This window comes from Nostoc sp., assembly GCF_036916735.1.
Lineage (GTDB): Bacteria > Cyanobacteriota > Cyanobacteriia > Cyanobacteriales > Nostocaceae > Nostoc.
In genome coordinates, this window is record NZ_JBALFV010000121.1 from 15,303 (window position 1) to 32,332 (window position 17,030).

At 42.4% G+C, this 17,030-nt stretch carries 13 protein-coding genes; 5 read left to right on the plus strand and 8 right to left on the minus strand.

The window, feature by feature from the left end:
* Positions 1 to 26 precede the first annotated feature (26 nt).
* The 4 genes from V7L20_RS29485 to V7L20_RS29500 all read right to left on the minus strand — a co-directional run bounded on the left by V7L20_RS29485 (position 27) and on the right by V7L20_RS29500 (position 8,106).
* The gene (locus V7L20_RS29485) at positions 27 to 5,186 is read right to left on the minus strand and encodes an nSTAND1 domain-containing NTPase (protein ID WP_334747480.1); all 5,160 of its coding nucleotides are present in this window, start codon (positions 5,184 to 5,186) and stop codon (positions 27 to 29) included.
* Positions 5,162 to 6,493 (minus strand): P-loop NTPase fold protein, encoded by a 1,332-nt coding sequence (locus V7L20_RS29490; protein ID WP_334747481.1) that lies wholly within the window; start codon positions 6,491 to 6,493, stop codon positions 5,162 to 5,164. The genes V7L20_RS29485 and V7L20_RS29490 overlap by 25 nt, the downstream gene beginning before the upstream one ends.
* A 425-nt stretch (positions 6,494 to 6,918) precedes the next feature.
* Entirely contained in the window at positions 6,919 to 7,776 is an 858-nt protein-coding gene (locus V7L20_RS29495) for an SDR family NAD(P)-dependent oxidoreductase (RefSeq protein ID WP_334747482.1), read from the minus strand.
* Positions 7,777 to 7,875: 99 nt separating this feature from the next.
* Positions 7,876 to 8,106 (minus strand): hypothetical protein, encoded by a 231-nt coding sequence (locus V7L20_RS29500; protein WP_334747483.1) that lies wholly within the window; start codon positions 8,104 to 8,106, stop codon positions 7,876 to 7,878.
* Positions 8,107 to 8,558: 452 nt separating this feature from the next.
* Between V7L20_RS29500 and tatC the strand changes: the two genes are divergently transcribed.
* The gene (tatC, locus tag V7L20_RS29505; RefSeq protein WP_334747484.1) at positions 8,559 to 9,353 is read left to right on the plus strand and encodes a twin-arginine translocase subunit TatC; all 795 of its coding nucleotides are present in this window, start codon (positions 8,559 to 8,561) and stop codon (positions 9,351 to 9,353) included.
* A gap of 52 nt (positions 9,354 to 9,405) precedes the next feature.
* Here tatC and V7L20_RS29510 read toward each other — a convergent pair whose 3' ends face one another.
* The gene (locus V7L20_RS29510) at positions 9,406 to 10,194 is read right to left on the minus strand and encodes a DUF4058 family protein (protein ID WP_334747485.1); all 789 of its coding nucleotides are present in this window, start codon (positions 10,192 to 10,194) and stop codon (positions 9,406 to 9,408) included.
* A 60-nt stretch (positions 10,195 to 10,254) separates the two neighbouring features.
* On the minus strand, positions 10,255 to 10,563 hold the full coding sequence (locus tag V7L20_RS29515) for a DUF3067 family protein (protein ID WP_334747486.1): 309 nt from the start codon (positions 10,561 to 10,563) through the stop codon (positions 10,255 to 10,257).
* A gap of 228 nt (positions 10,564 to 10,791) precedes the next feature.
* Here V7L20_RS29515 and petC point away from each other — a divergent pair, with 228 nt between their 5' ends.
* Positions 10,792 to 11,331, plus strand: a complete 540-nt coding sequence (gene petC, locus V7L20_RS29520) for a cytochrome b6-f complex iron-sulfur subunit (RefSeq protein ID WP_334747487.1) — start codon at positions 10,792 to 10,794, stop codon at positions 11,329 to 11,331.
* A gap of 174 nt (positions 11,332 to 11,505) precedes the next feature.
* Positions 11,506 to 12,507 carry a cytochrome f gene (gene petA / locus V7L20_RS29525; protein ID WP_334747488.1) on the plus strand — a complete coding sequence of 334 codons (1,002 nt, stop codon included), beginning with the start codon at positions 11,506 to 11,508 and terminating at the stop codon, positions 12,505 to 12,507.
* 194 nt (positions 12,508 to 12,701) lie between these two features.
* Here petA and V7L20_RS29530 read toward each other — a convergent pair whose 3' ends face one another.
* A complete protein-coding gene (locus V7L20_RS29530) occupies positions 12,702 to 13,466 on the minus strand; it encodes an ABC transporter ATP-binding protein (protein WP_334747489.1) in 765 nt (254 codons plus the stop codon).
* Positions 13,467 to 14,128: 662 nt separating this feature from the next.
* On the opposite strand from V7L20_RS29530, the gene V7L20_RS29535 reads away from it, so the two are divergent.
* Positions 14,129 to 15,598, plus strand: coding sequence for an efflux RND transporter periplasmic adaptor subunit (locus V7L20_RS29535; RefSeq protein WP_334747490.1), 1,470 nt, complete (start codon positions 14,129 to 14,131; stop codon positions 15,596 to 15,598).
* Positions 15,599 to 15,654: 56 nt separating this feature from the next.
* On the plus strand, positions 15,655 to 16,872 hold the full coding sequence (locus V7L20_RS29540) for an ABC transporter permease (protein WP_334747491.1): 1,218 nt from the start codon (positions 15,655 to 15,657) through the stop codon (positions 16,870 to 16,872).
* Here the strand turns inward: V7L20_RS29540 and V7L20_RS29545 are convergent.
* Positions 16,869 to 17,027: a hypothetical protein gene (locus V7L20_RS29545; protein WP_334747492.1), complete on the minus strand. Its 159-nt coding sequence runs from the start codon at positions 17,025 to 17,027 to the stop codon at positions 16,869 to 16,871. The genes V7L20_RS29540 and V7L20_RS29545 overlap by 4 nt on opposite strands.
* Between the last annotated feature and the right edge of the window lie 3 nt (positions 17,028 to 17,030).

A 17,030-nucleotide genomic window follows, 5' to 3' on the forward strand; every position in this document is an offset into this window, starting at 1 on the left:
AATAAATTCGATAATCAAATACGCTATCACCTACTAGAACACAAGGCGCGATCGCCCTTCATTACCTTCTGATTAGTCTGCAAATAATCATGTAGCAAATTGCAACCCCGTGCCAGTAATTTTTCCAGTTCGATATCTGCCAAATTCTGGAAAATTACTGTGCCATTACCACTACCCGCAGCCAGAGTCTTGCCGTCATGGCTGAAACTGACGCTGGTTAACTCTTGCTTATCGCCTTTTAATGCAATCAGCAATGTCCCTTCTCGGTTCCAAATCCTTACTTTGTCATCACTGCTAGCTGCCAAAGTTTTACCATCAGGGCTAAAACTCACACTGATGAAACTATCACCATCGCCTGTAAGATTATTTAGCAGATTCCCGTCCCGGCTCCAAATCTTCACCGTGTTATCAATACTAGCTGAAGCGATAAGCCCTTTGGGCATGGCTTTGCTTACCGCCTGACTATCAGGTGACCAAGCAACCCCATTAACCCGGCGACTATGACCAGTTAAGTTGTATAGCAATTTACCAGCTAAATTCCAGATTTTTACTGTTTTGTCATCGCTGGCTGAGGCTAGCAATTTGCCATCAGGACTAAAGCTTACCCAATTCACCGCATCTTGATGTCCCTGCAAGGTGTTGAGCAGTTTACCGTCATGACTCCAAAGCTTTACTGTTTTATCTTTACTAGCCGAAGCAATTACTTGACCATTAGGCGACCAAGCAACACTCAAGACGGCATCGTTATGACCCTGCAAGGTGTTGAGCAGTTTACCGTCACGACTCCAAAGCTTTACTGTCTTATCTTTACTAGCTGAAGCAATTACTTGACCATCGCGGCTGAAACTAACACCCCAAACTTCGCCCTGATGCCCCGTGAATGTACGGAGCAGTTTCCCGTCTCGACTGAAAAGTTTTACAGTTTTGTCTCGACTTGCTGCTGCTAAGGTGCGATCGTCTGGGCTAAAACTGATGCTAGTTACCCAGTCATCATTATTAGCTTTGGGCTTTTGCAATAACACATCATCTAAATGCCAGAGTTTAATAGTTTTGTCCCGACTTGCAGAAGCCAAGGTGCGACCATCTGGGCTGAAACTGACGCTATTAACCCAATTATTATGTCCCTTAAGAGTTCCCAACAACATACCTTCAGAACTCCAAAGTTTGATTGTCTCATCGGTACTAGCCGAAGCGATCGTCTTACCATCACGGCTAAAAGTAACGCTAGTAACTCCAGCACTATGCCCCGATAAAGTTCGTAGTAGCTTACCCTCTAGATTCCATAATTTGATTGTCTGGTCTAAACTAGCAGAAGCAATAGTTTGACCATCGGGTGACCAAGCTACACTTTTAACTGCATCATCATGTAAGAGGAAGGTTTTAAGCAGCTTACCATCCCGATTCCACAATTTCACCGTCTTATCAGCACTTCCGGAAGCAATGGTTTGTCCATCAGGTGACCAAGCGACACTTAAAACTGCACCATGATGTCCCTGCAAGGTTTTGAGCAGTTTACCATCTCGACTCCACAGTTTCACCGTCTTGTCGCTACTCGCTGAAGCAATAATCTGACCATCAGGGCTAAAACTGGCATTATTCACCACACCTTGATGCCCTAATAGAGTAGCAAGTAGTTGACCCTCTCGACTCCAAAGTTTTACCGTTTTATCTTGACTGGCAGAAGCAACGATTTGACTATCAGGGCTGAAACTGACGCTATTAACTACATCCTCATGCCCCGATAACGTTTTCACCAAGCTACCATCGGGATGCCAAAGTTTGACTGTAGTATCCGCACTGGCTGAAGCAATTAAAGAGCGATCAAGACTAAATGTAACACTATTTACCCCAGATATATGCCCTTCCAAGCGGTTATATTCTCTTAACCCGGAAACTGCTTGATAAAGCGCAGTCTGTACTTGCTCTCTAGTATTGGAATCTACCCAGACTGTTTGTTGTAATTTTCTCCCTGCTTTTAAACTTTCTTTTAAAGCATCAATACCTTTTTGGGATGCAAATAAGGCTTCACTAGATGCGCTGAGGGTTTTAATTTCGCTATCTACTGCTGTGACGATAGAAACACTTAATCCCAATATGGCGAGAACAGAAGCAGTAAGTGCAATTTTCAAAGAACGATTTAATTGAGCTTCACTGAGCCTTTGTTTCTTTTGACTTTCTGCGAGTTTAGCTGTTAATTCTTTTTCTTTGAGTTCAGCTCGTAATTGCTCAATTTCTAACTGACTTAATTCTTCGCGCTTGTGTAATTCTCGTAATTCTGTTAATAAATCCAAACCCTGTTGGGGATAAGGATCTACTAATTGCGATCGCTGCTCATTTTGGCTAAGTTCGCTCTTAAGTCGTTCAATCTCAGCTTGACTCTGTTCTACTTTGTAGCGTAACTGGTTAAGTTGTACTTGTAAGCTCGATTCTTGTTGTTGCAAGTAGCGAATCAAGTCTACTAAATAATCGTGAATCAGTTGATAGCGTTCTGGTACATCAGGGAATAGTACCACTAAACCAGAGCTAACTAAAATTTCTAATACTAACTCTAATTTACTAGCATCTTCTAATTCTGATAGCTGCGCCGCTAACTCAGCACGAGTTTTAAAAGGTCGGTTGTTACTTTCATCTGTTAATAAGTATAAGACCAGTAACGCGGCTCGTTCATTTTCTGGGCCGCAGTCTTTAATCAATTCCTTAAGATATCGCTCGATGAGTTTATTTGGTCTATATGGTTGATATTCTTCTAGTGTAGTAATTCGCTCATCTTGAATTTGCGCTCCTACAACTTGCAATTCAATGGGACGGACTTCTCCAAATCCTGTGGATAAATCTTCGATTAAGGCATCAATTAAAGCAGGCTCTAAATTCAACTGCGATCGCTCTGTTAATTTTCGGATAATTGTTTTAGCATATTCTGGCGAAAAATTATTTAACTGGTAGCGAATATGCTTGTCGAGAATATTATTATTAATTGCTTCCAGTGCGGAAACATGTTTAAAGTCTAATAAACGATGTAAATAATCTTCTCGTAAAGAAAGAATAACTTTGACAAAGGGTATATTCAGACAGTCGCTAATAAATTTATCAAATTCTTGCTTTTGATTGCGATCGCTATAACCAAAGAAAAATTCTTCAAACTGGTCAAAAATTAAAACTGTGATCAAATGGTTATCAGCATTTTGTTTGAGTTGTTGTAAAATTCTAACGATGGTAATTGGTGTGACAAAGTAAGGCAAAACTTCCGATTCAATGGCTGTTTCTACCATGATGTCAGCATATATGGCAAGGGATGCGTCATTAGACATCGCTTCACTTAACGATTTCCCTAATTCCCGGGCCCAATCGGTGTAAACTTGCAGTACTACAGGTACAGCTATTTGATCGCCAATAGCGCGATTTTGTAGTGCTGGAACTAACCCCGCAGTTACAATAGAACTCTTACCTACCCCTGATTGACCGTGAATCACCGTCAATTTTCGATCGGCGCGACTAATTCTGCCAATTAAGTTATTAATATCACGTTCTCGACCAGAAGCCGCAATTTCTAAAGCAACGCTGCTACTGCCAGAAGGTAACATCAATGCTGGGTTTGTCGCCTGTCTTTGCGGTTGCAAGCGTCCCGCACCGATAAAAGCCCGAAAACCGTACTGTTGCTCAACAGAACGCCGTTTCTGGCGAATGTAATATGCTTCTAAATATCGCCCTTCTTCAAAATAAAGCGATCGCAGTGTCCGCAATAAGCGAATATAACGATGGGCATCGTATTGATGGGCACTGGTTTCTAAGGCTGTGGGTAATTCTTTTGTCGCTTTGTCTAAGTATTCACGGGCTACTTGTAACTCACCTAAATTTCGCTGTGCTTTCGCTAAAACTAAATAGTAAATTTGCCCCAACAGTAATGGAAATAAGCAGTTATAAGGGTCATTGTGCTTTTGCGCCTCACCTAATTTCAGCAGTGATACGTGTGCTAATATACTCGCCTGTACCCACCGCGACTGCTGCACAGCCACTTGCGCCAGAAAACCGTAGTCACAAGCTAATTGGATTTGACTACCATAAGTTTGATGCAACTCCAGAGACTTTTGAGCAACCGTCTGTAATTCCTGCCACTCTTGCAGATATTGTAAAACTTGAGCGAGTTGACTAATAAATCCAGCAACTATATCTGGACGCCCAGCCACCTGTAAGATAGTGAAGCACTGCTGAAAATAAGATTTAGCTGTGTACCAATGACGGCGGTTTTCTGTTTGATTTTGCTCTGCTAAACGGCAATAACATAGCCCAATATAAAATAGCAAAACTCCCTGTCGCAGAAGTAGTGAAGATGGGCGATTAGGAGGCGTAGCAAAAGAAAATGCTTCCCCTGCTTCCCCTGCTTCCCCTGCTCCCTTACCCTCCATCTCCCCTAGCTTTTGCCAAACTCGCAAGCTTTGCTGAAAATGGTTCAAAGCTGGATTAATCTGATCGCTAATATAATCATCTAAACCAAAAACAAATTCTAAACTAGCGTGTAATTCTGGCTCTAAAGTAATACCACGATCATCTAACTCTCTAATGGCAAAGTGGAGTTCATAGCTATGTTCCCAGACTTGCTCCACAGTAAAATAATGCTTTGCAACTTGAGGAGGTTGGTGTTGTGTAGCATCACTTGGTAACACCGTGGCAAATAAAGAGTCAGTTTCCTGTTGCAAAAATTGCAACAATGATTCAGTTGTCATCTCAAAGCGAATCGGTGTCGCCGCCCAACTAGCGAAATCTGGCGCTAAACGCACAACCTTTTGCAAGACTTCCTCATTCATCCACACAATCATCGGAAATGGGTGGCGCTTGCGAAATTCATCACGAATATGATTGATAGACCTCAGTAGATCGTCAAGTCCATCTACTGACTCTAAACCCAAAATCATCAACGCCGATGGGGGATTTTCTTCGGTTAGCAGTTGTAAATGAATACTTGTGTAAAGGCTTCTAGCATTATGCGACAGAACTACTTTTTGAATTCGGTGTACTCCTGAAGAGAGTTCTTCGAGTCGTTGCAGCATTCGCTCTTGCAAAACTCGATAATTGCAGCACACCAAAACCAGGGAGAATTGACCGTTAGAAAGGGCAATTGCTCTCCCCAAACTTCGTAAAGCCCGCTCGTTAGCTGCTTTTATATCTACTTGTGCGTGTCGTTCAACCATGATTTAAATTTGTCTGTCTCTGCTAAAACTGGGTTGACGGCAAACCAAGCTCCTTGATGATCGCGGTATTCAAATACAAATAAACTTCGCAATAGGGCGTGGTATTCTATATCACCTCTAACTCTCTGCTGTTGCACCACCTGAAAGATTAATTCCCACTCATGAGGGTCGATGGCCTTGACTCGGTAATCCCGTTGTCTTTGAATCACCAATTCGACACACTCCCGCTCGAAGGGTGGATCTTGTTCTCGCAGACAGTCAAACAGTAACCCTAGCAAGTCGCGTACATGACCACCACTAATCAGGCACAATCGATCTAAGGTTTCTAAACTATCAAACACCTCTGTAATTAAGCCTAACCGATCGCTAGGCAGAATGTCTGGAAAAGCTCTAGCTAGTACCATTTGTCGCATCAGTGCTAACCCTTGGGTGAAAATCTCCCCAGAGCGCAAACGTACAGGTATCATCGGTAACATTTTTGGTGCGACTCCTCCCCCTAAACGATGCTGAAGTTCGGCGCTATCGTTGGAGAAAGTTAAGGCTAAGGGAATAGTGTAGACTACATGACAATTGAGTTTGCGTAACTGTTCACCCCGCTCAATAAATAAGTATTCTGGTAGCGATCGCCCCGATGGTAAAGGTCGAATTGCGACTCTATCCAAGTTATCAACAATAACTACCAGTCCTTTTTTACCCCTGGTTTTCAGTTCCTTGTTGGCACGTTCGAGCAATTCTTGATTAATTGACTGTAAAATATTTGCTGTTCTTGGTTCAAGATAATCTCTTAACCGCCGCCGCAATTGGGGACTTTCTTTAGTTTTAGCTGTAATTTTGGCAATCCCCACAGACAATTCTGCTTCTACCCCAAGGTCAATTGGCGTTTGCAAAAAATCCACAAGTTCACCAAACAACTTGGAAAAATAGGTAGGTTTTAGCCTAATTTTCATTGCTTCTAGGCTTTGACTCACTTGGCCTGCGATCGCCAACAAAATATCAGTCACATCCACATCTGCCATTTCTAAGACATGGGTAGACTCAAAGTAAACTACATGAAATTGCTGCACTTCTAATTCAGCTTTGAGCCGCAACAACTCCGTTGATTTGCCACAACCGAGATGTCCTGTAAATAGTTGACAGGTTGGAACATCTGGCGATATTCTAGCGATCGTGCGTTGTAAAGCTTCGATAATTTTGCCACCCCGCACCGCAGCAAAATCGATATAGTACCTGCGATCGCTGGCATTTCCTATGATTAGAGGTCTGCTCGGATTGCAAGCCTGATAAAATCTTTCTAAATCTAGGAGCATAACTAATCGAGTTCACTTAAAAATAGGGATGACTAAATTTACTGACTAAATATATTAGTTTTAGGGAATTGAACCCTTAATTTAAGTACATATCACCCAAATTACTAACTAAACTAGCAGCATTCAGGATCATTGTTCATATATAAGTTATGTGTAGCACATCGCAATCCTGATATTTAATTTTAAGTAAGCAGAAATACTACTATAAGTACAAATAGCAAAAATTTCTTACCTTAAATAAGGTACTCTTATGAATATTAAAAATATCCAACACAAAAAAAGGTACTGTTGAGTACAATTTTGGAGTGTTTTTGAATATAGAGTCTGTTACAGCAATTTTAATTACTAATGACTAATGACTAAATCGGCGGACGCCTATCCCTCCTACCCCTTGAAGAATGGGATTCCCGCCAATTTTTTGTAATCTACAAACCCATTGAATATAAAATAACGCGATCGTGCATCTTATCGGGCAAAATATGCTTTAGCACAGCTCCAATTTTGGCATCCTGTCCAACAAGATAACGCGTCTTGGGTTGTTTTGCAGTCAGCGCATGGAGAATAGCTTGAGCGACAATATCGGCAGAAATTCCTCTAGATGCGATAATCTGCATTTTCTTGCGGACAATATTCATCGCTTGTCCATAGAGATTTTGTGCCGTTTCGGGTAGATGCTGCTGTGCCACTTCAGATTGACTTAGGGACTTTTCCCAAATTGGAGTAGCGATCGCACTAGGTTCAATAATTGAAACTGAGATTCCCCAAGGTCGTAACTCCATCCGCATCACATCAGTGAGTGCTTCTAGGGCAAATTTAGAAGCATTGTAAGCGCCCAAAAATGGCATAGGGCTTCTACCAGCAATAGAACCCATATTGACAATTCGACCCCGACTCTGGCGTAATAGACCAAGAAATGCTTGTGTCACTGCTAATTGCCCGGTGACATTAACCTGCATTTGGTGTTGAAATTCTGCGATCGGTAATAATTCCAACGGCCCTGGGACAGCAATTCCGGCATTATTCACTAAACCTAAAATCCCCGCACCACCGACTGCATTTGTTACCTGAGCAACCGCAACTGCGATCGATTCAGCCTCAGTAACATCTAAAAAAATCGGAATGAGCCTTTGTGATCCTTTCTGTTTAAGTGTTTGAGCATCAATATCTTGACGCACGCCAGCAAAAACAGAGAAGCCCAACTGGTCTAAAAGCAAAGCACACGCCTGACCAATTCCTGTTGATGCTCCTGTGACTACTACTGTGCGCTGATTCCCTACAACCATTAACTCTCTCCGTATTATGATGAAATTACTGAAATTACAAATTACAAACTTGTATTGAGCGCAGTCGAAATATTACAAATTACGAATTACGCATTAGTGTTAATCTCTGCAAGTACCAGCGCGAAGACAATCTTCGGTTTGGTCATCTCTAGCCGAGATTTGCCACAGGAATTTGTCTAACTGAGAATTTGTGTTGTAAACAACTAGAGCAGTTATTACGGGAAGCTGGTTTTCGACAATTGACACGTCACTACTATAAGTATTGCCTAGTTGAGCATTGTATAAATACACAGGCAATGCCATCAGTCCAATGCAAATTGTCCGATTCATAAAACCTCAGCCAAAAATTTCCGATTACACTATGTATGTGCCACCTTGATAAACCGGATTTCAAAAACTGAGTATTGTATGATGTTGTGTCAATTTACTCAGCGCTACTAGCCGCAGAGACGTAATTTCTAAATCATCGGTTCCACTCTTTTTGTAGGTTAAACATTGCCTACAAGATGGCTTACTACTAATTTATGCAGATGCAACCCGAAAAAACAGGACAAAAAACCCACACTACTCAAAAACATATCTTGCTAGCTGCATTCCCCAGATAAAATAATGAAGAGTGCTGAGTCACTGAAATGGTCGATGACTAACAAAAAAATATACAAGCCCATAAATAAATTTAGGGGATTGTTAATTTTGAATACTTCGGCTACGCTCAGTACAAATTTTGAATACTTCGACAAGCTCAGTACAAGTTTTGAATTTTGAATTCGGAGCGAAGCGACGTGACGCCTTCACAAGACGTAGAGACTGTAAACGTTCCCAACCTTGACCCAGAAGAATATGACAACTCAGACACCGATCCTCTTGATGAGTTGCCAGGTGAAGTTGAAATGTCCCTTTTCGACCACCTAGAAGAGTTACGGCAGCGCATTTTCTATTCACTGATTGCCGTAGCGGTGGGTATTATTGGCTGTTTCTTTGCCGTTAAGCCGATTGTCCAGCTACTTGAAGTTCCAGCACAAGGAGTAAAATTTCTCCAACTTGCACCTGGAGAATATTTCTTTGTCTCCGTCAAAGTTGCAGCCTACACTGGCCTCATACTTACTAGTCCTTTCATTCTTTACCAGATTATCCAATTTGTACTTCCAGGACTAACTCGCCGCGAACGCCGTATACTAGGGCCTGTGGTTTTGGGTTCGAGTATACTATTTGCTGCTGGGTTAATATTTGCTTATTTACTCTTGATTCCCGCAGCTTTGAAATTTTTCATCAGCTACGGAGCAGATGTCGTTGAACAACTTTGGTCAATTGATAAATATTTTGAATTTGTGTTGCTACTGTTATTCAGCACTGGTTTAGCATTTCAAATTCCGATTATCCAACTGTTGCTCGGTAATTTGAATATTGTCTCGTCTCAACGAATGGTTTCTGGTTGGCGTTACGTGATTATGGGAGCAGTAGTTTTAGGAGCCGTGCTTACACCTTCTACTGACCCTCTGACTCAAAGTCTTTTAGCGGGAGCAGTTTTAGGGCTTTATTTTGGTGGTGTTGGGCTGGTTAAGCTTACAGGTAAATAATATAAGAATAGGTGACAGGGAATAGGAAAAATTTTTAACCAATTACCAATTACTAATTATTCCTTAACCCTTGTTTGCGTAAGAGGGTATCAGACCATACAGCATCTTCTGGTTTAAGGGGTGGTATTGGTTCTTTATTATAATCAATTGCTAAGTAATATCTAGCACGATTGTATATACCATGCAATAAAGATTGCAAATCTACAATCGGTTCTTTATCTTCTGACTGTAACGGTAATGGAAATACGGGAATCGTTTCTCTGATGCTAAAACCGTATAATTTAGCTTGAGGACGTGTTTCACTTCTGCTAACAATAATTTGATAATTTACTATAGGAGTTCCCCCTAAAACTGACATGGCTTGTCCACTTCTGAGTAAATCAATTTCGATTAAGTGAGAAAGACTAGCTAAAACTTGTTTACGTTTCAGTTCATAGGCTTTTCTACCTTCGCCTGGGCGTTTATTTTTAGGAGATAAAACTTCGATATAAGTTACCACAAAACCTGTAGAAATTTCTCGAATTTCTAAATAATTTTCCGTAACATGTTCAGGTAACGGTATCATCACCGTAATGCCTTCTGACATTTCTGCTTGGGTAGTAGTTGATGAGTATTGCTGCTGTGATTTTTGTTGAGAAAAAATAGAAACATCAGGAATACCAACTAATACAGAATCTGAGTCATCGCTTAAATAAGTACGTTGTTCAATTGCAACTCGATACTGTGGGGGAATATTTTCCTCAATAGTATCTGCTATAGCTGTAATCAATCGATGATGTACTTCTGACGAAAACACAGGATTTTCTAAATAAGGATTCATTCCGGGAAATGGAGAATTCATAGTTTTACTATCCTGAAATGAGGAGTTAGGATGATTCTAAATTAAGGAAGAAAAACTTGGTCATAATATCCATTCCGAAGAACGTTCACCCAAATCTAGAGGAATGCTAACAGCTTTGCCAAGGCGGGGGCGATCGCGTGTTTGGTTAATATATGTTTGTACCTGCGTTGACCCTCCCAATGCATGAAGATAATTAGCAATCGTGTCAAGATGCTCTTGGTACTCCGCCTCGCTTAAGGGAAAAGAAGCTTGCTCCAGATATTTCCACATGACTTGCAAAAATATCTTTCCCTGTGCCCGTCGAAACTGGACATCGTAAGAGTATCCCCACTTATCAAGCAACATCTGATGTAATTCCTGTCCTGTCATAGCTTTTCTCAATCAGATTTTACATTTAGTTATGATGTTAAGTTCCGTGACTCCAGTATGATAAGGATATAAAGAAATGTAATGCTAACAGAAAAGATGCCTGATATATCTTGGAACAAAGAAGTATGGCATCGTTGTGAGCGCTAGCATTTCGACTTAGACAAGAGTTCCTCAAGTACAGTACTTTTGTCAAAATGCTTAACAAAATACACAAAGAGCGCGTAGATTATGGCTCAATTTTCTGAATCAGCAGACGTGCCCGATATGGGGCGTCGTCAGTTCATGAATCTGCTCACTTTTGGGACTGTCACTGGAGTGGCTCTGGGTGCATTGTATCCCGTTGTCAACTACTTTATTCCACCCGCAACCGGTGGTGCTGGTGGCGGGACAACGGCAAAAGACGAGCTAGGTAACGATGTTAGTGTCTCTAAATTTTTAGAAAACCGGAATGCAGGCGATCGCAACCTAGTCCAAGGGCTAAAGGGAGATCCTACCTATATTGTGGTAGACAGCAAAGAAGCGATCAAAGATTATGGCATTAACGCCATCTGCACCCACTTAGGTTGTGTCGTCCCCTGGAACGTTGCAGAGAACAAGTTTAAGTGTCCTTGTCATGGTTCCCAGTATGACGAAACTGGTAAAGTGGTTCGGGGTCCAGCACCGTTGTCTTTACCTTTGGCCCATACCAATGTAAAAGACGACAAAATCGTTTTGACCCCTTGGACTGAAACCGACTTCCGCACCGGTGATCCAGCTTGGTGGGCTTAATCATTTTGTCCTTAGTCATTTGTCCTCTCTTACAAAGTTCTGTTCGCCGGAAGCCGGCGCACCCTGCGGGAAGCCGCAGAAGCGTCTACAGACTTTGCGCTTTGTTTAGGGCTTAATGACTAATGACCAATGCCCAATGACTAATGACTAATTCAATCGTTGCCCTTATTAGAGATGAGAAATGTTTTCTTAAGAGCGAGGTTAACTCGTAGTGCTAGAGTGATCGTAAAAACATTGCTGATAGCGATCGCTACTGTGACATTTTACTTCACCAGCGATCTAGCCCTTCCCCAATCAGCTGCAGCCTATCCCTTTTGGGCACAGCAAACCTATCCCGAAACCCCCCGCGAACCAACAGGGCGGATTGTTTGTGCCAACTGTCACCTAGCAGCCAAGCCGGCAGAAGTGGAAGTTCCCCAATCAGTGTTACCTGACACTGTATTCAAAGCTGTAGTGAAAATTCCTTACGATCTTAGCGCCCAGCAAGTTGGTGCGGATGGTTCTAAGGTTGGCTTGAACGTCGGTGCTGTACTGATGCTACCTGAAGGCTTTAAGATTGCTCCTGAAGACCGTCTTTCTGAGGAACTTAAAGAAGAAGTTGGTGACACTTTTTTCCAACCCTACAGTGAAGACAAAGAAAACGTCGTCATCGTCGGCCCCTTACCAGGTGAACAGTATCAGGAAATCGTCTTCCCAGTTCTTTCTCCTAACCCCGCAACCGACAAAAACATCCACTTCGGTAAATATTCAGTTCACTTAGGTGCTAACCGGGGACGCGGACAAGTTTATCCAACTGGCGAAAAGAGCAACAACGCTGTTTACAACGCTTCCGCTACTGGCACAATTACCAAGATTGCCAAAGAGGAAGATGAAGACGGTAACGTTAAATATCTAGTTAACATCCAACCTGAATCTGGTGATGTTGTCGTTGATACGATTCCTTTAGGGCCAGAATTGATTGTTTCTGAAGGGCAAGCAGTTAAGACTGGTGAAGCTTTGACCGGCAACCCGAATGTCGGTGGATTCGGTCAAAAAGATACAGAAATCGTATTGCAAGACGCCTCTAGAGTTCAATGGATGATTGCGTTCGTCGCTCTTGTAATGTTGGCTCAAGTTATGCTTGTGCTGAAGAAGAAGCAGGTTGAGAAAGTTCAAGCTGCTGAAATGAATTTCTAAATTCTTTGCTAAATCATTACTTGTAGGACAACTTGTAGGACAGGCATCTTGCCTGTCTTTTTTATATGTTATTTACACAAAGCTTAGAAATTTCGGACTTATAAGCCAATACGGTTCAGTTCCAGAAGTCGCGGCTACACAAATAAAGCCCGCCTACGCTGTGGGAATGCCAAAGGTAGGCAAACTTGAATAAGTTATGAAACAGTAAGGTCACTCAAGTCAGATGGTGCCAGATTGGAGTCTACTACTTGACCATCTCGGAACCAAACGATGCGCTGGGTTTGACGAGCAACTTCTGGTTCATGAGTTACCATGACAACGGTAATTCCACTAGCATTGAGTTCGCTAAAAATATCTAAGACTTCTTGGGTTGTGCGCGAATCAAGTGCGCCTGTGGGTTCATCGGCTAAGAGTACTACGGGATGATTAACGATCGCGCGGGCGATCGCTACTCGTTGTTGTTGTCCACCAGATAGTTGAGTTGGTTTGTTGTTGAGGCGATTTGCTAAACCTACTCGCGTCAATGCAACTATTGCGCGATCGCTTCTTTCTTTTGGGTTCACACTAGCATACACCATTGGCAACATTACGTTTTCTAATGCTGTTAGTTGGGGTAACAAATGGAATTGTTGAAACACAAACCCCAGCTTTTTATTACGGATGTGTGCCAATGAGTGATCGTCCATTTGAGCTACATCGAGGTTATCTAAGTAATAATGTCCGCCTGTGGGACGGTCGAGACAACCGATAATATTCATGGCTGTGGATTTACCAGAACCAGAAGGCCCCATAATTGCACAATATTCGCCCTGTTCTACGATTAGGTTGACATTATTCAGCGCTCGTACTTCTGTTTCACCACTACCATAAATCTTGAAAATGTTTTCTAGTCGAATGATTGCTGGTTTTGGTACAGCATTAGGAACCAGGGAATCAGTAATTGTAATAGTGTTTGCCATAAAAAGATAGGTAATCTTGGACTGGGAAGAGAGTAGCTTACCAGCTGTAACTATAGTAACTATCCTTAAGCCGAGATCCTACGTGTTGTGGCTTCTTTGGTGCAACAGTAGCGATGCCTGTGGTGGTCACTGAGCTTCTTGTACTGAGCTTGTCCTGAGCGTAGCCGAAGGGCGCAGTCGAAGTATGTCGTACTCCTACAAAGAAGCAAGCTACGCGCAGCGTCTCGTAAAGAAGTGCGGGCTACACCTACGCTAAAAAGGTGCAACTTAAAAGCAAGCCAGGGTGTCAAATAATAATGTGGCTATCACCCATTCAGGTGAAGGCATACAGACATGTAACACCTATTATGAAGTAAAATGAAGCAACTGTGAAGCTAACTATGCCTCTAGTTGTTAGTTTATTAACTATTGTTAGTTTATTAACTAAAAATTTAATCCAAAAATTTAAACAACTCCGCATTCCTGCACCTGTCCTTTGAGATTTATGTCCGCTCAATTAAGCATAGTTAAGAAAAACCCCCAACCACTCGCCATAAGCGCAAAGGGTAGCAAAAGTGCAGCTGTTTGCTCTCAAGGGGTAGTTTTACTATGGGTAATTTGATGGGCATCATCAATATAACTACAGGCTACTTTGATAAAGCAAGATTTATAGGCTTCTAGATATGGCTACGCACATAGAAATTCCTGTTGTTGGCAAAGTTAAATATCCATTACGCTGGCTGATGGGGTTGATAGCAGGGGGTGTCTTGGTTGTTGGTACAGCTACAACCTACAGCCTGGTAAATCAAAGGGCAAATAAAGAAGACATAGCTCAATTAACTGTGCCAGTAGCAGCGAAAAACGTCACCTTGCGGATTATAGCTAGTGGCAAAGTCGTGCCAGTTCAGAGCGTAAATATTAGTCCGAAGAATCCTGGAGTGCTGTCGCAATTATATGTCCAACAAGGCGATCGCATTCAACAAGGGCAAATTCTCGCGCGGATGGATAGCGCAGGTATTGAGGCTCAAAGGAGCCAGTACCGTGCTAACTTAGCCCAAAGTCAAGCACAACTTGCCGAAGCCCTTGCTGGTAGTCGTCCTCAAGAAATTGCTCAAGCAAGGGCCCGGTTAGCACAAGCTCAAGCCCAGTTAACCCAAGCCAAAGTCGGTAATCGTCCCCAAGAAATTGCTCAATCTCAATCCCAAGTGGATGCGGCTCAAGCAAAGGTGAATTACACCGGTGAACAGGTAAAGCGTTATCAATATCTATACGAACAGGGAGCAGAAAATAAACAATTACTCGATCAAGCCATCAGCGAAGACAAGAGTGCTAGAGCCAGTTTAGAAGAAATTAAAAAACGATTGTCGTTAGTCCAAAGTGGCAGTCGAACTGAAGAAATCGCCCAACGTCAAGCAGCAGTTAATGAAGCACGGGCAGCATTGGTACTGTTGGAAGATGGAACTCGTTCTGAAGAAATTGTCCAGCGTCAAGCAGCTGTTGAAGCGGCTCAGGCTCAGTTGAAGGGTGTGCAAGTGCAATTGGAAGATACAATTATTCGCGCTCCTCTTGCGGGAATTGTTACCCAAAAGTATGCCGATCCTGGCGCGTTTGTCACACCCACAACTTCTGCATCTACTAGTGCATCGGCAACTTCTAGTTCAATTGTCGCCGTAGCACGCGGGTTAGAAATATTAGCTCAAGTTCCTGAAGCTGATCTTGGCAGAATTAAACCGGGACAGCAGGTGGAAATTGTTGCTGATGCTTATCCCGATCAAATTTTTAAAGGTCATGTGCGCTTAATTGCTCCAGAAGCAGTAATAGAACAAGGTGTAACATCCTTCCAGGTGCGGGTTGCTCTGGATAGTGGTACAGATAAACTGCGTTCTGGCTTAAATGTGGACTTGACTTTTTTAGGCGATCGCATCAATGATGCCTTGGTATTACCGACGGTGTCAATCGTCACCGAAAAGGGGCAAACTGGCGTACTTGTACCAGATGCAAAGAATAAACCCCAGTTTCGCGAAGTGACAATTGGGGCGCAAATCCAAAACCAAACTCAGATTTTAGGGGGAGTTAAAGAAGGCGATCGCGTTTTTGTTAATCCACCCAAAGATTACAAAATTGAAAAGGCAAAAGAACAGAATAATTCGTAATACTCGCCAAAGGCGAGAAGCAAGCTACGTAATTCTTAATTCGTAATTTTTAAGACATGAATTTTTTAGAAAGTATTCAAATGGCGGGGAAAACTCTGCTGTCGAATAAGCTGCGTAGCGCTCTCACGATGTTGGGTATAGTTATTGGCAACGCTTCGGTGATTGCCATGATTGGTATTGGCGAAGGTGGGCAAAAGTACGTTAATAAACAACTGGAGTCATTAGGGCCAAATGTGCTTTTTATACTGCCAGGTAATCGAGAAACTCAGCGTATCTCCTTTGAAGTACCAAAAAATTTGGTGTTACAAGATGCTGAAGCGATCGCCTCTCAAGTACCAACAGTAGTAGGAGTTGCGCCGGAGTTAAACAGGAGACAGGTAGTTGTGTACCACAACAGGAACACAGATGTTAACATCATTGGCACAACTCCCAGTTTCCTGTCGGTGCGGGATTTTGAAACTGATAAAGGCAGATTTTTCTCTGAGGTAGATATTAAGCGAAGTAACCAAGTTGTTGTGTTGGGTGGAGACTTAGCAGAAAAACTATTCGGAAATAGTAACGCTATCGGTCAGCAATTACGAATTGGAAATACCAGTTTTCAAGTGATTGGGACGTTAATAGCCAAAGGTTCCAGTGTGGGAGCAGATTATGATGATGCTGCTTTAATACCAATCACAACTTCAGCAAACCGACTTGTGGGAAAGAATTCTCCCTATGGTATCGCCTTAGATTATTTTGTCGCTGCGGCTCGTGATTCAGAGAGTGTAGATGCAGCAGAGTTTCAAATTACTAATTTACTGCGTCTACGGCACAAAATTAATGGTGAAGATGACTTTACTCTTCGCTCTCAAAAGGATGCTTTGCAAACTGTCGGTCAAATTACAGGTGCATTGACAATTATGCTAGCAGCGATCGCCGGGATATCTTTGTTTGTCGGCGGCATAGGCATCATGAATATTATGCTTGTCTCCGTCACCGAACGCACTCAAGAAATCGGATTGAGAAAAGCGATCGGGGCAACTGAGCAAGATATTTTGCTACAGTTCATCATTGAGGCAATAATAGTTTCCGCAGCTGGCGGTTTAGTTGGCACTGCGGTTGGTGTCAGTGGCATTCTATTAGTGGCAGCCTTAACTCCCTTAGAAGCGGCACTTTCTCCTGTAGCGATTACTATGGCAGTTGGTGTCTCTGGCGGTATTGGTTTATTCTTTGGTGTTGTTCCTGCACGTCGCGCTGCTAAACTTGACCCGATTGTGGCTTTGAGAAGTGCTTAGTACAGCATTTCATTAATTTGTAGCGAATTAAATTTGGCAATACCCTGCAATGCCAATGCATCGGCTGACAATGCTAATGCATCGGTTAACAATGCTAATGCATCGGTTAACAATGCTAATGTATCGGCTGACAATGCTAATGTATCGGCTGACAAGCT